Annotated in this window: 11 protein-coding genes; 10 read left to right on the top strand and 1 reads right to left on the bottom strand. The window is 54.6% G+C overall.

Features of this window, described 5'->3' with window-relative positions; genetic code table 11:
* Nucleotides 1-91 precede the first annotated feature (91 nt).
* Entirely contained in the window at nt 92-2,686 is a 2,595-nt protein-coding gene (locus V6N04_RS03995) for a DUF3857 domain-containing transglutaminase family protein (RefSeq protein ID WP_371168839.1), read from the top strand.
* A gap of 143 nt (nt 2,687-2,829) precedes the next feature.
* Here the strand turns inward: V6N04_RS03995 and V6N04_RS03990 are convergent, their stop codons facing one another.
* Nucleotides 2,830-3,858 (bottom strand): LacI family DNA-binding transcriptional regulator, encoded by a 1,029-nt coding sequence (locus V6N04_RS03990; protein WP_371168838.1) that lies wholly within the window; start codon nt 3,856-3,858, stop codon nt 2,830-2,832.
* 100 nt (nt 3,859-3,958) lie between these two features.
* Here V6N04_RS03990 and V6N04_RS03985 point away from each other — a divergent pair, with 100 nt between their 5' ends.
* The 9 genes from V6N04_RS03985 to V6N04_RS03945 all read left to right on the top strand — a co-directional run bounded on the left by V6N04_RS03985 (nt 3,959) and on the right by V6N04_RS03945 (nt 16,476).
* Nucleotides 3,959-5,470, top strand: coding sequence for a tripartite tricarboxylate transporter permease (locus tag V6N04_RS03985; protein WP_371168837.1), 1,512 nt, complete (start codon nt 3,959-3,961; stop codon nt 5,468-5,470).
* Complete coding sequence (locus V6N04_RS03980; RefSeq protein WP_371168836.1) at nt 5,467-5,937, top strand: tripartite tricarboxylate transporter TctB family protein; 471 nt, start codon at nt 5,467-5,469, stop codon at nt 5,935-5,937. The genes V6N04_RS03985 and V6N04_RS03980 overlap by 4 nt, the downstream gene beginning before the upstream one ends.
* 39 nt (nt 5,938-5,976) lie before the next feature.
* Nucleotides 5,977-6,945, top strand: a complete 969-nt coding sequence (locus tag V6N04_RS03975; protein WP_371168835.1) for a tripartite tricarboxylate transporter substrate binding protein — start codon at nt 5,977-5,979, stop codon at nt 6,943-6,945.
* Nucleotides 6,946-7,019: 74 nt separating this feature from the next.
* The gene (gene sauS, locus V6N04_RS03970; protein WP_371168834.1) at nt 7,020-8,423 is read left to right on the top strand and encodes an acylating sulfoacetaldehyde dehydrogenase; all 1,404 of its coding nucleotides are present in this window, start codon (nt 7,020-7,022) and stop codon (nt 8,421-8,423) included.
* Nucleotides 8,420-9,913, top strand: coding sequence for an AMP-binding protein (locus V6N04_RS03965; protein WP_371168833.1), 1,494 nt, complete (start codon nt 8,420-8,422; stop codon nt 9,911-9,913). Before sauS ends, V6N04_RS03965 begins: the two co-directional genes overlap by 4 nt.
* 744 nt (nt 9,914-10,657) lie before the next feature.
* The gene (locus V6N04_RS03960) at nt 10,658-12,043 is read left to right on the top strand and encodes an IS1182 family transposase (protein WP_371168832.1); all 1,386 of its coding nucleotides are present in this window, start codon (nt 10,658-10,660) and stop codon (nt 12,041-12,043) included.
* Between the two features lie 362 nt (nt 12,044-12,405).
* The gene (locus V6N04_RS03955) at nt 12,406-13,062 is read left to right on the top strand and encodes an ABC transporter ATP-binding protein (RefSeq protein ID WP_371168831.1); all 657 of its coding nucleotides are present in this window, start codon (nt 12,406-12,408) and stop codon (nt 13,060-13,062) included.
* Nucleotides 13,059-15,446, top strand: a complete 2,388-nt coding sequence (locus tag V6N04_RS03950) for an FtsX-like permease family protein (protein WP_371168830.1) — start codon at nt 13,059-13,061, stop codon at nt 15,444-15,446. Before V6N04_RS03955 ends, V6N04_RS03950 begins: the two co-directional genes overlap by 4 nt.
* Nucleotides 15,436-16,476: a lipocalin-like domain-containing protein gene (locus tag V6N04_RS03945; RefSeq protein WP_371168829.1), complete on the top strand. Its 1,041-nt coding sequence runs from the start codon at nt 15,436-15,438 to the stop codon at nt 16,474-16,476. The genes V6N04_RS03950 and V6N04_RS03945 overlap by 11 nt, the downstream gene beginning before the upstream one ends.
* Nucleotides 16,477-16,505 lie beyond the last annotated feature (29 nt).

Here is a 16,505-nt window from a genome sequence, read left to right as displayed (position 1 = left end):
GCCGCCTGTATTGGCGGTAAGAACGCTGATCTCACTTGCAACCACAAGATGTCTTGGATAGTCGTTTGAAGACTATTGGAGCACTGTGTTGATGATCAGACTACTTTTATGTGTTTTTCTGTTGTGCCAAGCGGTTAGCACTCCGATTTTCGCACAGAATGTTGAAGACTATGTCTCGGTAAGTCCCGAAAGCGACTGGATCGAGGTTCATCAATCCGGGATGGAAAATTTTGAGCTGGCGGCGGATGACGACCGTGTCTACCGGCTGATCGACCAGCAGCGAAAGGTCACGGCGACTGAAGACGAGTATTATTACCGAGACGTAACTACGTTGTTAAGCAGCGACGCTGTGGATGACTATGGTTCCATCACGACGTCATTCAACCCCGCTTACGAAACTGTTGTTCTACACCATGTCCGAATTATTCGTCCATCCGGCGAAATTGTCGATGTGACTCAGCAGGGGGAGATGCAGCTATATCGTGTGGAAACCGACCGAGAGCAGTTGATCTATGATGGCCGGTTGGAGCTCGCCTTTCTGGTGCCGCAGCTAAAGCAGGGCGACACGTTAGACTATGCTTACACTAGCATCGGGCGCAATCCTGCGTTGGGGCCGCATTGGCAGCATTTTACGCGTCACGGATACGGTAGGCCCACTCAAAAACTGCATAAAAGGCTACTGGTCGGCGAAGGCACACCGATATTTATTGAAACACACAATGACGCACCAGAACCAGTCGTTAGGCAATTGGGCGAATTCATTGAATACAGCTGGGAGCAGCAGAATGTTCCCAGCCAAGTTCGCGAGGAGAATGTCCCAGATGGCTTCCGGTCGCTGAAACGTACCACGGCCACGAGCATCGAAAGCTGGAGCGAGGTTGGTGAGTTCTTTGCGCCTCTATATGATCCAACAGAGTTTCAAACACCGCAGATTGAAGCGATCGCGGACGACATCCGCGACGCAAATGTTGGGAACAAAAAGGCACAGCTCCGTGCCGCGTTAAACTATGTCCAAATGGAAGTGCGCTATACGGGGGTTCAGCTCGGAACCGGTGGATATGTTCCACGAAACCCATCACGGGTGCTGTTACGCGGGTTCGGTGATTGCAAAGATATGACTGTTTTGCTGACGTCGATCCTCTATGCGCTGGACATCGAGGCGACTCCGTTTCTAGTCGACATTGATATGCGCGGTGGCATTACCGACGACCGGCCCAGAATAGCGGCATTCGATCATGTGGTTGTGCGTGCTACGGTCGATGGCAAAAGCTATATTCTTGATCCGACCCGTGGCGAGCAGCTGGGCGACCTCGACCACGTCCAGCAAGGCAATTTCGAGAAGGGTGTCATCATTGCCCCCAACAGCCCTGGTATGATCGATGCCGTAATCAAACGACCTAAGTTTTTTGACGATATCGTCGATACGTTTGATTTCACCACGGATTCGAATGTGATCATGTTTACTTCCCAGTCGACCTATTCTGGGAACGCGGCGGACAATGTCTTTGGCTGGGTGAAACAGGATGGTGAATCTGCGGTCGAGAAAAGTTATTTCGACTACTTCAAGAAACTTTACCCGAGCATCGAAATTGTTAGCCCGCTCGAATTTGCCGTCGACAAAGAGAAAGCCATCGTCACTGTCACGACGCACTACAAATTGACAGACCCCTGGGTGCGGGATGAAGATGTTGGGGGGCGTGTCTTCTGGACAAGTCCGGACGACCTTTTGTCTAAGCTCCCAGACCTGAATGACGAGGAACGCGCATCTCCGCTGGCGATAACCCACCCTGTCAGATTTCGTCATCAGATACGTCTCATTACAGATAAATCTTGGGGATATGAGCGCAGGACCGTGACAAAACGGTCGCCGGCGTTCATCGTCAAGATGGTGGCGCGCGGAGTGCCCGGAACGGCCACCAAAACCTATACGTACGTAACCAAGTCTGACCGCATCATGCCGGGTGATTTGCCGCAGGCGCGTAAGGCACTGGAAGAGTTTGACGCCTTCGAATGGACGAGGGTTGAGGTCCCGGACACCAACCCGTTCTGGGCGACCCTTGGCATAGACAGCATGTCAGAACAGGACATTGAAACAGCCATTTCAGTGTATGTTGTGGCGTTGATTTTGGTGCAGCTTCTGGTCGTCAGCTACCGCCCGCAACAACCAAACCAAACCGAGATGAAGCATCAGATTCTCTACCCGGTTTCAACGAGCAAGTTCCTGATTATGTCGCTGGGAACTATGGGGATCTACACCGTCTACTGGTTTTGGCAAAACTGGAGGTGGTTGCGGGATGTTGGCGAACATGACGTTCGACCGTTTTGGCGTGGTTTTGTGTTTTCCAGTCTTTGGAACTTTAGTCTGTTTTCACGCATTGCCAAACAAGACCCTGCTGGAAGTGGGTCCATAGAAAGGCTTGCAATACCGTTGGCCGCTGCGGTCTTGCTCCTTGAGGCGGCTGACCAAGTGTTTCAAAGATCCGAGGATCTGCTTGGATTGTCATTTGTTGTCATGATTTTGTCTGTTCTGGCAGTCGTTCCCATTCAACGCGAGGTGTTGCGGAAGAACGAGGCAAACAGCAAGTGGATCGCGCGTAACTCGAGATTCGGGTGGAAGGCGATCACGGCGCTGATTTTCTGGCTGCCGACTACGGTTCTTGCAGTCATTGGTTCAGTCGCAACCTAGGTGCAGGTGTAGCTGAGATAGCGTGCGGGATATGCCTTGAGTTTGGTTGAAGCTTCTATTGGCCCTTTGCGATTTATTGTAGCAATTGCCAATTGAACATCGACGGGACGCTTGCACTTGCCCTTGTTGGGACCCAATTCGAGCTACCGGGTGTTGCGCCTACATGTATCGCGAACAATCAACTCGATATCACAGGTAACTCGTCGTTGCCCCGATAGCTCACCCGTAATTGAACGACTAAGATGCTCACCGGCGAGGCGGCCGATCTTGCGAGCGGGCAAACGAACGGTGGTTAAGCCGGGTTCCATTTCTTTGGAGCCTTTGAAATCTCCGATTCCAATTATGGATAGGTCTTCGGGAACTCGTAGATTGCAGCGTCTCGCGGCATATAGCACGCCCAAGGCCAAAACATCGTTTCCCCCCAATATGGCCGTTGGACGGTGCGCGCAGTCTAGCATTCTGAACGCCGCATCCTTTGCCTCTGCAATGCTGTACGGACTTTCGATATCCCATTGGGGCGCGATGGAAACGCCCGCTTTTGTCAAAACAGACTGAACACCTGCGCGCCTGTTGCGTGCGCGGTCGTTGTCGCTGGTTCGGGGAAATACGAGGCCAATTTCGCGGTGTCCGAGATCAACAAGATGCTCGGCGGCGAGCACACCCGCCATTGTGTTATCTGCACCTACACAGGAAAGGCGAGAGGCGTCGTTATAGCTCCAGATAGAAATCGCAGGGATGTTCTGACGCTCGATCAGGCTGTAAGTTTCTTCCGAGTGATCATGACCGATGAGAGCAAGCCCATCCACCCGATGCTCCAGAAACTTTCGTAATACTGCGTATTCCTGTTCCAGATCGTACCCGTGTGATGCGATGAGAATGGTAAACCCGTGCTCGCCCACGCTATCGGAAAAAGCTTGGATCACTTCGGCGAAAATGGCGTGGTCGATTGTCGGCACGACCAATCCAATCGTCCCACTTCGAATACCATGCATGGTTTGTGCCGCGCGATTGCGAATATAGCCGAGGTTGCGAACCGCTGCATCGATCCTCTTACGAGTCGCTGGATTGACCTGTTCGGGGTGATTGAAGCTTCGTGAGACGGTCGAGATGGATACCTTGGCACGTCTTGCCACTGCAAAAATATCAACTTTATTCTTAATTTTATCAACCATTTAGGCGCTATTTTCTGCCAGTTTATGAAAACATTTGCATTACTATTTTCATCACCTAACCTGAATAGTCAACTTAGGTCATGGGCATGGATAACCGATAATGGAATTCATCTACTACTTTGGTGACGTATTCACTCCGATCAACTTTGGCCTGCTATTGTTGGGCACTATCGGTGGACTAATCCTGGGTGCAACACCCGGGCTTTCACCGACCATGGCCGTAGCCCTGTTGATCCCATTCACGTTCCAACTTGAGGCAGCACAAGGCCTTATTTTGCTTGGTGCGGCTTACACGTCGACGGTCGCCGGGGGGGCGGTATCTGCGATTTTGCTCAAGATCCCGGGGGCTCCTGCCAACATCGCTACGACGCTTGACGGTCACACAATGGCTTTAAAAGGGGAGGGGGCGAAGGCGTTGCAACTGTCCTTCCTTTCGTCTGCGGTGGGCGGTGTGGTTGGCGTCCTGTTACTGATCTTCCTGACACCGGTATTGGCGCAATGGGCGTTGGCATTTGGACCGAGCCACCTGTTCTGGTTGGCGATCCTGGGTGTCACCGTCATTGGGTCGCTCGATTCAAATTCTGTGGTCAAGGGATTGCTGTCTGGCTGTATCGGGCTTTGGTTGGCCACGATCGGGTTTGACGACATTATGGGCGCGCAGCGGTTTATTTTTCACCCGTCTTTAGGGGGTGGGATTAACATCATTGCGGCGCTCATCGGTCTGTTCGCGATCCCCCAAGTCATCACAATGTTTGCCAAAGGTCGGAAAAACGATGGAGCCGAGGCGATCCAAGTGCAAAAGCACCCGATCAAGAAAGCGATATCTGACTTGCTGCGTTTCAAACGCGCAATGGGCATCGGTACGATTACTGGGTCTATCATTGGATTGATCCCGGGGGTTGGTGGCCAAATCGCTGGTCTGGTCGCCTATGACCAAACAAAAAAATTCAGTGCGGATCGTGATAAGTTTGGCACGGGGCATCCCGAAGGGCTGATCGCGGCAGAATCCGCAAACAACGCTATGGTTGGCCCATCTTTGGTACCGCTTCTTACCCTGTCTATCCCCGGATCCCCTACGGCGGCGGTGCTGTTGGGCGGCTTGCTGATCCACGGGATTTTTCCGGGAACCGACCTTTTTGACAATCACCCTGATGTGGCGTGGACCTTTATCAACTCGATGCTGATCGGGCAAATTCTGATGTGCATCTTTGGGCTTTATGTGGCGGGACTGGCCGCAAGAGTAGCACAGGTACCGCAATCCATGATGGCCGCAATTGTTCTTGGGTTGGCCGTCTTCGGAAGCTATTCCGTACAGTCCAGTATGGGCGATGTCTATGTCATGGCCTCGCTCGGGGTCATGATGTATTTTCTCGAACGGTTTGGGTTCTCAGCTGCGCCACTGGTCCTTGGCCTGATCCTAGGACCCATCGCAGAATCCAACTTTATCCAAGGCAGCATGATCGCAAATGCGACAGATGGCATGGGGCCCTATTTCCTGACCGGCACGCTGAACCTGTTTCTGATCGCGGTGGTGATCGCTTCGATCCTTTACTCTGGATACATGGAACTTAGAACGCGGCGCTATACCTCTAAAGAGGAGATTATGGGATGAGCACAGTTTCCTTACCACGGCTTCAACACATCATCGGCTCAGGCATTGTTGCAGCGGTCGGCGTATACGTCTGCTATATCAGCTACACCCAACAGCCGTCCGAGGCGTTTTTGTTCCCTCGCCTGATCGCTAGCGTTTTTGTGGTTCTGGCACTTTGGACATTTATCAAAGCCTGCTTGGGATGGACAAAAGTAGGCAACGGTATCTCGGCGACCCAGTTTAGGAACCTCGCGCCGGGCCTTGTCGTGACCCTGATCTACATATTCTGGGCCGCCAAAGGTCTGGGATTTTACACAGCGACCACAATCGCATTTTTCATCCTGCTTAGCCTCTATGATCCAGCTCCGCACACGGCGTTGAAATCATGGGTTAAGCGCATCATCACGACGGCCTGCTTCATGGCCGTAATGTACGGTCTCTTCGCAATACTGCTGAAAGTGTACACACCGCGAGAGATATTTTTCTGAACCGCAGCAGCGGCAGAACTCACCTTGGGAGGAACCAAAATGAAGAAACTACTAGCAGGGGCAGCGATTGCCCTGATGAGCCTGACAACAACGGCGTTCGCTGATGGGCACGCCAACTATCCTGAACGGCCGATTATGATGATGGTCAGTTACGGAGCAGGCGGCGCGACCGATTTCCAAGCCCGGATCGTGACCATGACCGCCGGCAATGAAGATGCGTTGGGCATGCCCATCGCAATCTTGAATAAACCCGGCGCTGGTGGCCGCGTTGGGTGGAACTGGCTCGCGGGTCAAGCAGAAGCTGATGGCTATACCCTTGGCGCTTACAACGTCCCTCATTTCATAGCGCAATCCATCAAGGGTGGTGTTGACTATAGCGCGGATTCTTTTGAACCCATCGCAAACTGGGGTGCAGACCCAGCGGTTCTAGTGGTTGGTAAAGACAGCGAATTTAACACGCTTCAAGATGTTATCGACTTTACCAAGGCCAATCCCGGCAAGCTGACAACGTCTGGCGCGGGTCTTTTTGTGGGCCACCACATTGCTGCACTACAGATGGAAAAAGCAGGCGATATGAAGATGGCCTATATCCCCACCAAAGGTGGTGGAGCTGCCGCGATGAAGGCCGTGATTGCAGGTGACGTTATGGCAGGCATCAACAACCTGTCTGACGCTTATCGCGCGGCCCAAGCCGGCAACGTCAAGATCCTTGCCGTCGCAGACTTGGAGCGTAACGAGTTTCTTCCAGACGTGCCGACCATGATGGAAAGCGGATTAGATGTAGACAATGCATCCGTGAATTTCCGCGGAGTGATGGTGCCAAAAGGTACGCCTCAGGGTGTCATCGATAAATTGGCCGCAACAGTGCCAGTGATGTTCGAGAACTCACGCGTTGTTGGCAAAATGAAAGCTGGCGGTTCACCAATGCACATCATGACCCGCGATGAAGTATTGGCCATGTGGGCCGCCCGTGAAGAGACGCTGAAAGAGCTGCTGGCCGGCCTTTAAAACACTCCCATTCAATCCGACCCTCTCCCGATTGGGGGAGGGGGTCACACCCTCGATACCAGGACATATCTCAAATGACACTCCATGATGATCTTGCAGAAGTCGAAGCCGTTGTCGCCAGCGCACGCGGCGCACAGGTTCGTTTCGAGGCGCAAGGCTCTCAGGCCCGTTATGATCGCGCCGCCCAAGCGGCCGCATGGGCGATCATGGAACCGACGCGCAACAGACAACTTGCTGAACTGGCGGTTGAGACAACCGGCCTTGGCAATGTTGCGGATAAGATCACCAAAAATCACCGCAAGACGTTGGGTCTGATGCGCGACATTGCGATTGCCAAAACATACGGCGTGATCAGCGACGATGCAGAAACCGGCATAACCGAAATTGCCCGTCCGATCGGGGTGATAGGCGCCGTTGTGCCGTCGACCAATCCGGCAGCAACCCCCGCCAACAACATCATCAACGCCCTGAAATGCGGTAATGCGATTGTGCTTTCTCCCTCACCAAAAGGTGTGGCCGCCTGCGAGGTTTTGCTGGGCTATATCCATGCCGAATTCGATAAGATCGGTGAAGACCGCGATTTGGTACAGATGGTGCCGGGGAAGGGAAGCAAAGAGAAAACTCAACGATTGCTTGAGATCAGCGATCTGATCGTCGTGACTGGGTCACAAAACAACGTCAAGCGGGCCTACACCTCAGGAACGCCCGCGCTTGCCGTGGGGGCTGGAAATGTCTCGGTGATCGTTGACGAGACATGCGACCTGACCGCAGCTGCCGAAAAAATCACGGCTTCAAAAACCTTTGACAACGCCACATCTTGCTCGTCTGAAAACTCGATTGTCGTTGTGGACGCGATCTATGATGACTTCGTTGCAGCGCTTGCAAAAGCAGGCGGCGCATTGATCAAAGACGAAGCCACAATCGTAAGTAAGCTTTGGCCTGACGGACATCTGAACAGATCCGTTATCGCGCAAGATGCCGACAAGATGTTACACGCATTGGGCATGGAAAATGAGGTGCCAGCGGATACCAAATTCCTTGCCGTCGAAACCAGCGGCATCGGCGAGAGCCATCCATTGTCTGGTGAAAAACTGTCCCGCGTTGCCGCGCTTTACCGCGTGCGTGATTTTAACGATGCCCTTAATATCGTCGGCGATATCATGGCGTTCCAAGGGGCGGGGCATTCCGTCGGCCTGCACTCTGCCGATCCTGATCGCGCTTTGCGCCTCGGCCTGACCCTCCCAACCTGCCGCGTCATCGTCAACCAAGCGCATACCTTTGCCACCGGAGGCTCCTTTACCAACGGAATGCCGTTCTCGCTGTCGATGGGCTGCGGCTCTTGGGGCGGGAACTCGATCGATGACAATGTGCATTGGAAGCATTTCATGCAAACAACCAAGATCATCCGAGAAATACCACCGCGCGAGCCAAAAGTTGAAGACATCTTTGCCGACTATTGGAAAGTCGCCGGTCGATGAAGTTAATTCCCAACACCCCACCGCAAGGTACTGTCCGCGACTGGCTCGATTTGCGCGCGCAAAGCGACTGTGTTGCCTTTGTTTTCACGGATGGCAGCCCGAATTTGACCTGGGCTCAATTGCGCAGCGACGCCCGACAGATTGCACGAACGCTTACAGCTCAAGGGATCGCCAAAGGTGAAAGCATCGCCATTTTACAGCCCAACAGTCGCGAAGGCGTATTGGCGTTTTATGGCGCGGTTTATGGCGGCTTTAGGGCCACGATGATCAACCTCGCCGCTGGCCGCGAGGCGATGGCCTATGCGCTTGATCATTGCGAGGCGCGTGTCGCGATGGTGCACGATAGTGTCGATGAGATATACGAAACGGTCCGACCGCAGCACATGATGCGTCTAACGTCGATTCGTGATGATGAGGGCATTGCGCTGCACGATGTAACGCCGTCTGATCACGCGCTGCTCATGTATACATCTGGCACCACAGGACGGCCCAAAGGCGTGGCTCACACGCAATCCAGCCTGCTGGCTGGGGGGTGGACCACAGCGATCGCCCACAAGCTTACGGATCAGGACCGCGCATTTTGCGTCCTGCCCATCTGCCACATCAACGGGCTTTGCGTGACGGTGATGGGGGCTTTGGTTTCCGGTGGTTCGGTCGCCATGGTCACAAAGTTTTCTGCAAGCCAGTTTTGGCCTCAAATCGGGGACACCAAAGCCACGTGGTTCTCGGTCGTGCCAACCATCATCTCGCACTTACTGCATGGCGATGGCAATCCAGACGCGAAAAGTAAGTCCCGGTTGCGCTTTGGTCGCTCCGCGTCCTCTGCCCTGGCACCTGACGTGCAAACGGCATTTGAAACACGTTTCGGAGTTCCCATTATCGAGACGATGGGACTAACAGAAACCGCCGCGCAAATCCTGTCCAACCCTCTGCCACCCGGCATCCGAAAAATCGGATCCCCCGGCATTGCCTACGGCAACGAGGTCACGATCTTGTCCCCCGAACTCAGCGAATGTGGCCCGGATGTCGAAGGTGAGATTGCCGTCCGGGGACCAAACGTGATGTTGGAATACCTCAAGAACCCCGAGGCGACAGTTGCCACATTCCACGAAGATTGGCTGCGCACCGGTGATCTGGGACGCAAAGATACCGACGGCTATTTGTTTGTTACTGGACGCCTGAAAGAGTTGATTATCAAAGGCGGCGAGAACATCGCACCACGCGAAATCGACGAGGCTTTGTACACCCACAGCGACGTCGTCGAAGCCGCCGCTTTCGCGCGCCCGTGTGCGACCTACGGCGAGCGGGTCGAAGCCGCCGTGCGGGTCTGCGAAGGATCTGCACTAACTGCACAGGATCTACAGGCTATTTGCATCGAAAAGTTGGGCAAGTTCAAAGCCCCTGATCACATTCATTTCCTGTCTGAATTGCCCAAGGGACCGTCTGGAAAGATACAGCGGTTAAAGCTTGCCGAGGTATTGAGCGTATAGTTTTTCCTACGTTGTGCCCTACCTTTTGACTGAGGAAACGATGTCCGCGCCGTCCAGTTTTCCTGGACGATGGTCGGTGGAATTGCTGCACGCAAGCTGACTCGGCAAATTTCTACCGGCTGTTCAGTTCGTAGTATTTGTTGAATTGGCCTTGTTGGTGATGCGTAGCCGATTTGCTCCGTATTCCAGTAGATGATAACAGCGGTGAGCAGATTTATGTGCCTAAGTGCGATCTGTCGTCACCAGCGAGAGCTCGATGTCTACAGATTTTGCGATCCCTGTGGAAAACTGCCACGTCTTACGCCGCCATTGATAAGCTGCGCCACGTTTGGACAGGTAAGGTTACGCGTTCGTAATCGTTCCGATCATCAATAAACGGATGGAACACCTTGTCTGAGGTGGTGGAACACTGCGATGCCGCAGTTAAAGACCAACTTCCTCATAAGATCTCGCATTTCAAATGCTTATGAGGAAGATTGGCTCCGGCGGTGAGGGCGGAGTTAACATATCTTAAGGTGCTGATATTGCTTTGATATTTTTGACGCCTTCGGCGAATGAACAGCGAATGTATGACTATTAAGTCATGACAGTTGGAAGATGATTTGCAAGGTGAAACCTGGAGTTTGATCCTGCTCAGTACGGATTTCCTCTGACCAACTCGAAGGGCGAATTCTGTTGAAAAACTCCTGTTGATTTGAGGTGTCGTCGCTGATTCAATTCCTTTGTTGGTTGGAGGATTTTGCGATGATGGGGCCGAGGCAGGAAGCACAGGCGGCGCTGTTTTATGAGTTCTCGCTGGATGATCACGTTCCGCAAGATCATCTGCTGCGGTCGATTGATCGGTTCGTCGACCTAGATGACATCCGCCAATATCTAGCCGACTTCTACAGCCATACAGGCCGTCCGTCGATTGATCCCGAACTGCTGATCCGCATGCTGTTAGTGAGCTATTGCTTCGGCATCCGGTCTGACCGGCGGTTATGTGAAGAGGTCCATTTGAACCTTGCCTATCGTTGGTTCTGTCGCCTTGATCTGCCCGCCCCTGTGCCCAATCACTCGACATTTTCCAAAAACCGTCACGGCCGCTTTCGGGAGAGCAAACTACTGAGGTATCTGTTCGAGAAGACTGTCGCACGATGCATCACAGATGGCTTGGTGAGCGGCCAACGGCTTGCCGCAGACGCCAGCTTGATTGAAGCCGACGCCAACAAACAAAACTCCACGCCAAAGGAAGATTGGGATCACAATACAATTGATCCAGAGGATGCACCGCGTGCGGTAAAGGAATATCTTGCCGTCTTGGATGACGCTGCTTTTGGCGCAGCGTCCACGGTAGAACCTAAGTTCACATCTCATTCTGACCCATCCAGCCAATGGACGGCTGCGCGCAAAGGGCCAGCATTCTTTAGCTATTCTACCAATTACCTGATCGACACCGACCACAGCGTCATCGTGGGCGTCGAAGGTACCAGATCAATCCGGCAGGCCGAAGTTGGCTCCGTGCGCACCATGTTGGATCGTATCAAAGAACAGCACGATATTGACCCAGAGCGCCTCATCGCAGACAGCGCTTACGGATCAGGGCCAATGCTGGGATGGCTCGTTGGCCGCAACATCAATCCCCATATTCCTGTATTGGACAAAGCGGGTCGGACAGACGGCACATGGAGCCGCACCGACTTCGAATGGGACCCCGAGAACAACCAATATATTTGCCCTGAAGGTGAGCCGCTCAAACAGTTCCGCCGAAACGATTCTGATCCTAATCGTGGCCCCAGCGGCAAGGGTGTCGCCAAGTATCAAGCGCTGAAACACACCTGCCAAGACTGCCCATCAAAGATGAAGTGCTGCCCCAAGGCCGACGCCCGTAAGATCACCCGTGAAGAACATGAAGACGCCCGTCAAGTTGCCCGCGAAATTGCCAAGACCAAACAATACAAAATCTCAATGCGACTGCGGAAGAAGGTAGAGATGCTCTTCGCTCACCTCAAACGCATTCTTGGGCTGGGAGGATTGCGGTTACGCGGACCATGCGGCACAAATGACGAATTCCTACTCGCCGCCACAGCCCAAAACCTCCGCAAATTAGCCAAGATCTTTCCTGCACCGCAGCAAACGTGCAAAGCCTGACAAGAAAGGCGCTCACACCGCCCTCAGAGCCCGACTTTCTGCATTCGCAACACGTTGTTTTTCCACAGAATCGGCGGAAAGGAGACGTTCGCTGCACGATTAGTCAATGTCGGCATTAAGGTTTAACAACGATCAATGTGACGGGATGCCAAGCCCCCGGGGTCGTTTCCACCCAGCCGAATTAAACTGCCGAGTTGGCATGAGCGCATTTCACCCTCGTAGGCGAACGTCGCAGGTGGAAGATCAAGGCTGATTATCCCTGAAAGGCTCATTCGCACATCACCCAAACGCCCCTGAGTTGATCGCAGTCTGTTCTTTTCCTTAGCGCTAGACCTGCTAAGTCTTAGCCAAGGGAGTAGGTCATGTTGTTGCAGGCGTCCAACGTCCAAAAATCGTTCTTATCAGCTGACGGCCCTGTTCGGATATTGCGGGGGGTTGATCTGTCGTTGGCTGGCGGACAGAGCCTCGCGCTTACAGGGGAATCCGGCAGTGGTAAGAGCACCTTGTTGCATATTATTGGCGGCTTGGACGTGCCAGATGATGGTGAAATCCTGATCAATGGCGCAGATATATCGGGGTTGAGTGATACAGGTCGCGCGGCCCTCAGGCGGGGTACCGTCGGGGTCGTATTCCAACAATTCAACCTGATCCCGAGTTTAAATGTCGCGGATAACATTTCCTTTCAGGCGCGGCTTGCAGGGCAGTTTGATGCGAGCTGGGTCGCAGATCTGACGGCGCGGCTGGGATTGAACGAACAATTGGCAAATTACCCAGAGCAACTTTCGGGCGGGCAACAGCAAAGGGTAGCGATTGCCCGCACACTTGCCCCAAGGCCGCAGCTTGTGCTGGCGGATGAGCCAACGGGAAATCTGGATGAGGACACGGCAGCGCAGGTCCTTGATTTGTTGCTGGAATTGGTCTCGGAAACCAAAGCTGGGTTGCTGATGGTGACCCATTCCAGCGCAATGGCCGAGCGGTTGGGGTCACGCATGCATCTGCGCAAAGGCGTGGTCGGGTGATCCGCCCTATTCTATCTGCTTTGATTGGGCACTGGAGACGCAATCCCGTGCAGTTGTTTACTCTCGTTGCGGGGCTGGCGCTGGCGACGGCGCTGTGGTCGGGGGTGCAAGCGATCAACGCCGAGGCACGTGCAAGTTATGACACAGCCGCAACGACTTTGGGTGAGGGGCAGTTCGCACGACTTGTCCCACGTAACGGGCAGCCATTCGGCCAGCAAATATTTGTTGATCTGCGCCGTGCCGGTTGGCGCGTCAGCCCGGTGATCGAGGGGCGTATTAAGGGGGTGCGTGTCATTGGCTTGGACCCTCTCACCGCCCCGGGTGCGATGCTTCCGGTGGAGAGTGCAGATAGTGCCGAGATCAGCGCTTTCCTATCTGATGGCGGGTTGATACGTGCGGCCCCTGATGCCGCAGTTTTGCTGGATGGGTACGGAAACATCCAAGCCGACCCAACCCTCGCACCGATGACGGCGGTGGCAGATGTTGGTCTGGTGCAGACGCTGTTGGCCCGCCCCGAACAGCTTGATGCGCTGATTGTTGATCCGGTGCAGGCTCTACGCCAGCGCCCCCTGGATGATGTGGCTCCGCTGCTTGTTTTGCAATCGGGTCAGGGTGGATCGGACGTGAGCCGGCTGACCGATAGCTTTCACTTGAATTTGACGGCATTCGGCTTGCTGTCCTTCGCCGTCGGTATTTTCATCGTGCACGGCGCAATCGGTCTGGCGTTTGAGCAACGACGGGCGATGGTGCGAACGTTACGTGCTTTGGGTGCGCCCTTGCGGTTATTGATCCTTGTGATGGCAGCCGAACTGTTAGGCTTGGCCGTTATCGCGGGGGTGATTGGCGTGGTGATGGGGTATTTCATTGCCGCTGCATTACTACCGGATGTCGCGGCCACATTGCGTGGTCTTTATGGGGCTGAAGTGGGTGATACATTGCAACTTCGTCCGGTTTGGTGGCTCTCAGGACTGGCAGTTTCATTGGGGGGTACTACGATTGCAGCGGCTGGATCACTTTGGCGGTTGGGCAAAATGCCGTTGCTGGCGGGTGCACAACCGCGTGCATTGGCCATGGCTGCCAGTGGACGGGCCAATGCTCAAGGGCTTATCGCCGCGGCGCTGTTGGCCTTGGCGGCCATCCTTGCCGGAACAGCAAACGGGTTGATGGCCGGTTTCGTTCTATTGGCCGCACTGCTGATCGGAGCCGCGCTGGCCTTGCCCATCGTATTGAGTGTGATCCTGAGCCTGCTGCAACGTCAGGCGCGTGGGGTCATTGCGCAGTGGTTCTGGTCCGACACGCGTCAGCAATTACCGGCAATCTCACTTGCGCTCATGGCGCTGTTGCTCGCGATGGCGGCCAATGTTGGTGTCTCAACGATGGTCAGCAGTTTTCGGCTGACGTTTCAGGGGTTTCTCGATCAGCGGCTCGCGTCTGAACTTTATGTTGCGGTGGACACACCTGCGCAGGCGGCGGCCTTACTCAGGGCAGTCGAGGGTCACGTTGATGCGGTGCTGCCAATCCAATCCGCTGATGTCCGGATCGCGGACCAGCGAACGGAGGTGTACGGCGGTCGAGATCATAGCACCTACCGCGACAACTGGGTGTTCCTGCAAGCGATTGAGACCCCGTGGGATGCGGTCGCCGACGGAGGTGGGATATTGATCAACGAGCAACTGGCGCGCCGTACTGAGCTTTGGGTCGGCGATACTGCTGCGGTCGCTGGCAAGGATTTCCGCGTGGTCGGCGTTTTCGGTGATTATGGCAACCCCATCGGTCAGGCCGTCATAAACGAGGGCGAGTTTGCAGCGCTGTTTCCGCAGGTGAACCCACGTCGGTTTGGGTTGCGAGCGGCGCCGGAGAGTGTCTCTGACATCAGGGCGATAATCCTCGCGGATACGGGTATTTCGGACGCAAATATTATCAATCAGTCGGGGATTAAGGCGTTCTCGCTCGGTATTTTTGACAGGACATTCACCGTCACCGCTGCCCTGAACATATTGACGCTGTCGGTTGCCGGGTTTGCGATTTTGATGAGCTTGCTTACGCTCTCAGCAATGCGTGTGCCGCAACTGGCGCCTGCATGGGCGATGGGACTGACCCGTGCGCAGTTGGGACGGTTGGAGTTGTGGCGCACCTGCCTGTTGGCTGCACTGACGGGGTTGATGGCCTTGCCATTGGGTCTTGGTCTGGCATGGGTGTTGCTTGCTGTGGTTAATGTGGCGGCCTTCGGTTGGCGGCTGCCGATGTTTCTGTTTCCAGCGGACTACGCGCAGTTGGGGGGCTTGGCGCTTTTGGCGGCTGTTTTAGCCGCTTTGTTGCCAGCGATCCGCCTCGCGCGAACACCACCGTCGGCTTTGCTAAAGGTGTTTTCAAATGAGCGCTAGGTGGGGCTTGATAGTCTGGTTGCTGTTGATGCCATTCTGGGCGAACGCGCAGGGCTTTGCCGGATTGGGAACAAGTGACGACGGGTTTGCAGCACCGGTGCGAGGTTACCAGTTTGAATTCCCAAAGGATCACGGCGCACATCCCGATTTTCGGATTGAGTGGTGGTATGTAACAGCGAACCTGACGGGTGCTGATGGAACGCCCTATGGCGTGCAATGGACCCTGTTTCGAACGGCCCTTGCACCTAAGGGTGGAGATGGTTGGTCAACACCTCAGGTCTGGATGGGGCATGCCGCGGTGACAACACCCGATGCACATTTTTCCGAAGAGCGATTGGCGCGGGGTGGGATCGGCCAAGCCGGGGCAGAAGCCGCGCCCTATTCCATCTGGATCGACGAATGGGAAATGGCGGGGCATTTTGATGCCCCAACGTTGACCGCAAGCGGTCCAGAATTTGCCTATGACCTAGCGCTTACGGCAACAGGTCCGATCGTTCTTCATGGAGAGGATGGCTATTCGTTGAAATCCGGTGCCGGTCAGGCCTCGCACTACTATTCTCAACCGTTTTACGAGGTTCAGGGCAGTTTGACATTACCTGAAGGTGACGTGCAGGTGACCGGACATGCCTGGCTGGATCGAGAGTGGTCGTCGCAGCCGCTTGCCGCAGATCAGACAGGCTGGGATTGGGTGTCTTTGTCATTTGATGACGGCTCCAAGCTGATGGGGTTTCAGCTGCGCGGGGATGATGTCTATACATCGGCCACTTGGATCGGCGCAGATGGCGAGGCCACAGCGCTGCCTGCAGGGGCGCTATCCATGGAGCCATTAAGCACGGCAAAAATCGCAGATCGCGATGTGCCGGTTGGTTGGTCCGTCCGCTTACCTGTCTACGGTATCGACGTGCAAATTGATGCGCTGAATCCCGAAGCATGGATGGATGCATCTATCCCCTACTGGGAGGGTCCGGTTCAGGTATCTGGGAGCCATACCGGCGTGGGCTATCTTGAGATGACGGGTTACGCCCCCTGACGCCATGCACGACCAGGTTTGGTAGCGCG

Origin of the sequence: Aliiroseovarius conchicola, from assembly GCF_041403445.1 — a bacterium.
Classification (GTDB): domain Bacteria; phylum Pseudomonadota; class Alphaproteobacteria; order Rhodobacterales; family Rhodobacteraceae; genus Aliiroseovarius; species Aliiroseovarius conchicola.
Note: the sequence above shows the minus strand (reverse complement) of the source record. Positions and strands in the feature narration are given on the sequence as shown.

What these genes read in the sequence shown, in the direction of transcription:
- V6N04_RS03995 (WP_371168839.1), top strand. Translation starts at nt 92, where the DNA reads ATGATCAGACTACTTTTATGTGTTTTTCTGTTGTGCCAAGCGGTTAGC.
- V6N04_RS03990 (WP_371168838.1), bottom strand. Translation starts at nt 3,858, where the DNA reads ATGGTTGATAAAATTAAGAATAAAGTTGATATTTTTGCAGTGGCAAGA.
- V6N04_RS03985 (WP_371168837.1), top strand. Translation starts at nt 3,959, where the DNA reads ATGGAATTCATCTACTACTTTGGTGACGTATTCACTCCGATCAACTTT.
- V6N04_RS03980 (WP_371168836.1), top strand. Translation starts at nt 5,467, where the DNA reads ATGAGCACAGTTTCCTTACCACGGCTTCAACACATCATCGGCTCAGGC.
- V6N04_RS03975 (WP_371168835.1), top strand. Translation starts at nt 5,977, where the DNA reads ATGAAGAAACTACTAGCAGGGGCAGCGATTGCCCTGATGAGCCTGACA.
- sauS (WP_371168834.1), top strand. Translation starts at nt 7,020, where the DNA reads ATGACACTCCATGATGATCTTGCAGAAGTCGAAGCCGTTGTCGCCAGC.
- V6N04_RS03965 (WP_371168833.1), top strand. Translation starts at nt 8,420, where the DNA reads ATGAAGTTAATTCCCAACACCCCACCGCAAGGTACTGTCCGCGACTGG.
- V6N04_RS03960 (WP_371168832.1), top strand. Translation starts at nt 10,658, where the DNA reads ATGATGGGGCCGAGGCAGGAAGCACAGGCGGCGCTGTTTTATGAGTTC.
- V6N04_RS03955 (WP_371168831.1), top strand. Translation starts at nt 12,406, where the DNA reads ATGTTGTTGCAGGCGTCCAACGTCCAAAAATCGTTCTTATCAGCTGAC.
- V6N04_RS03945 (WP_371168829.1), top strand. Translation starts at nt 15,436, where the DNA reads ATGAGCGCTAGGTGGGGCTTGATAGTCTGGTTGCTGTTGATGCCATTC.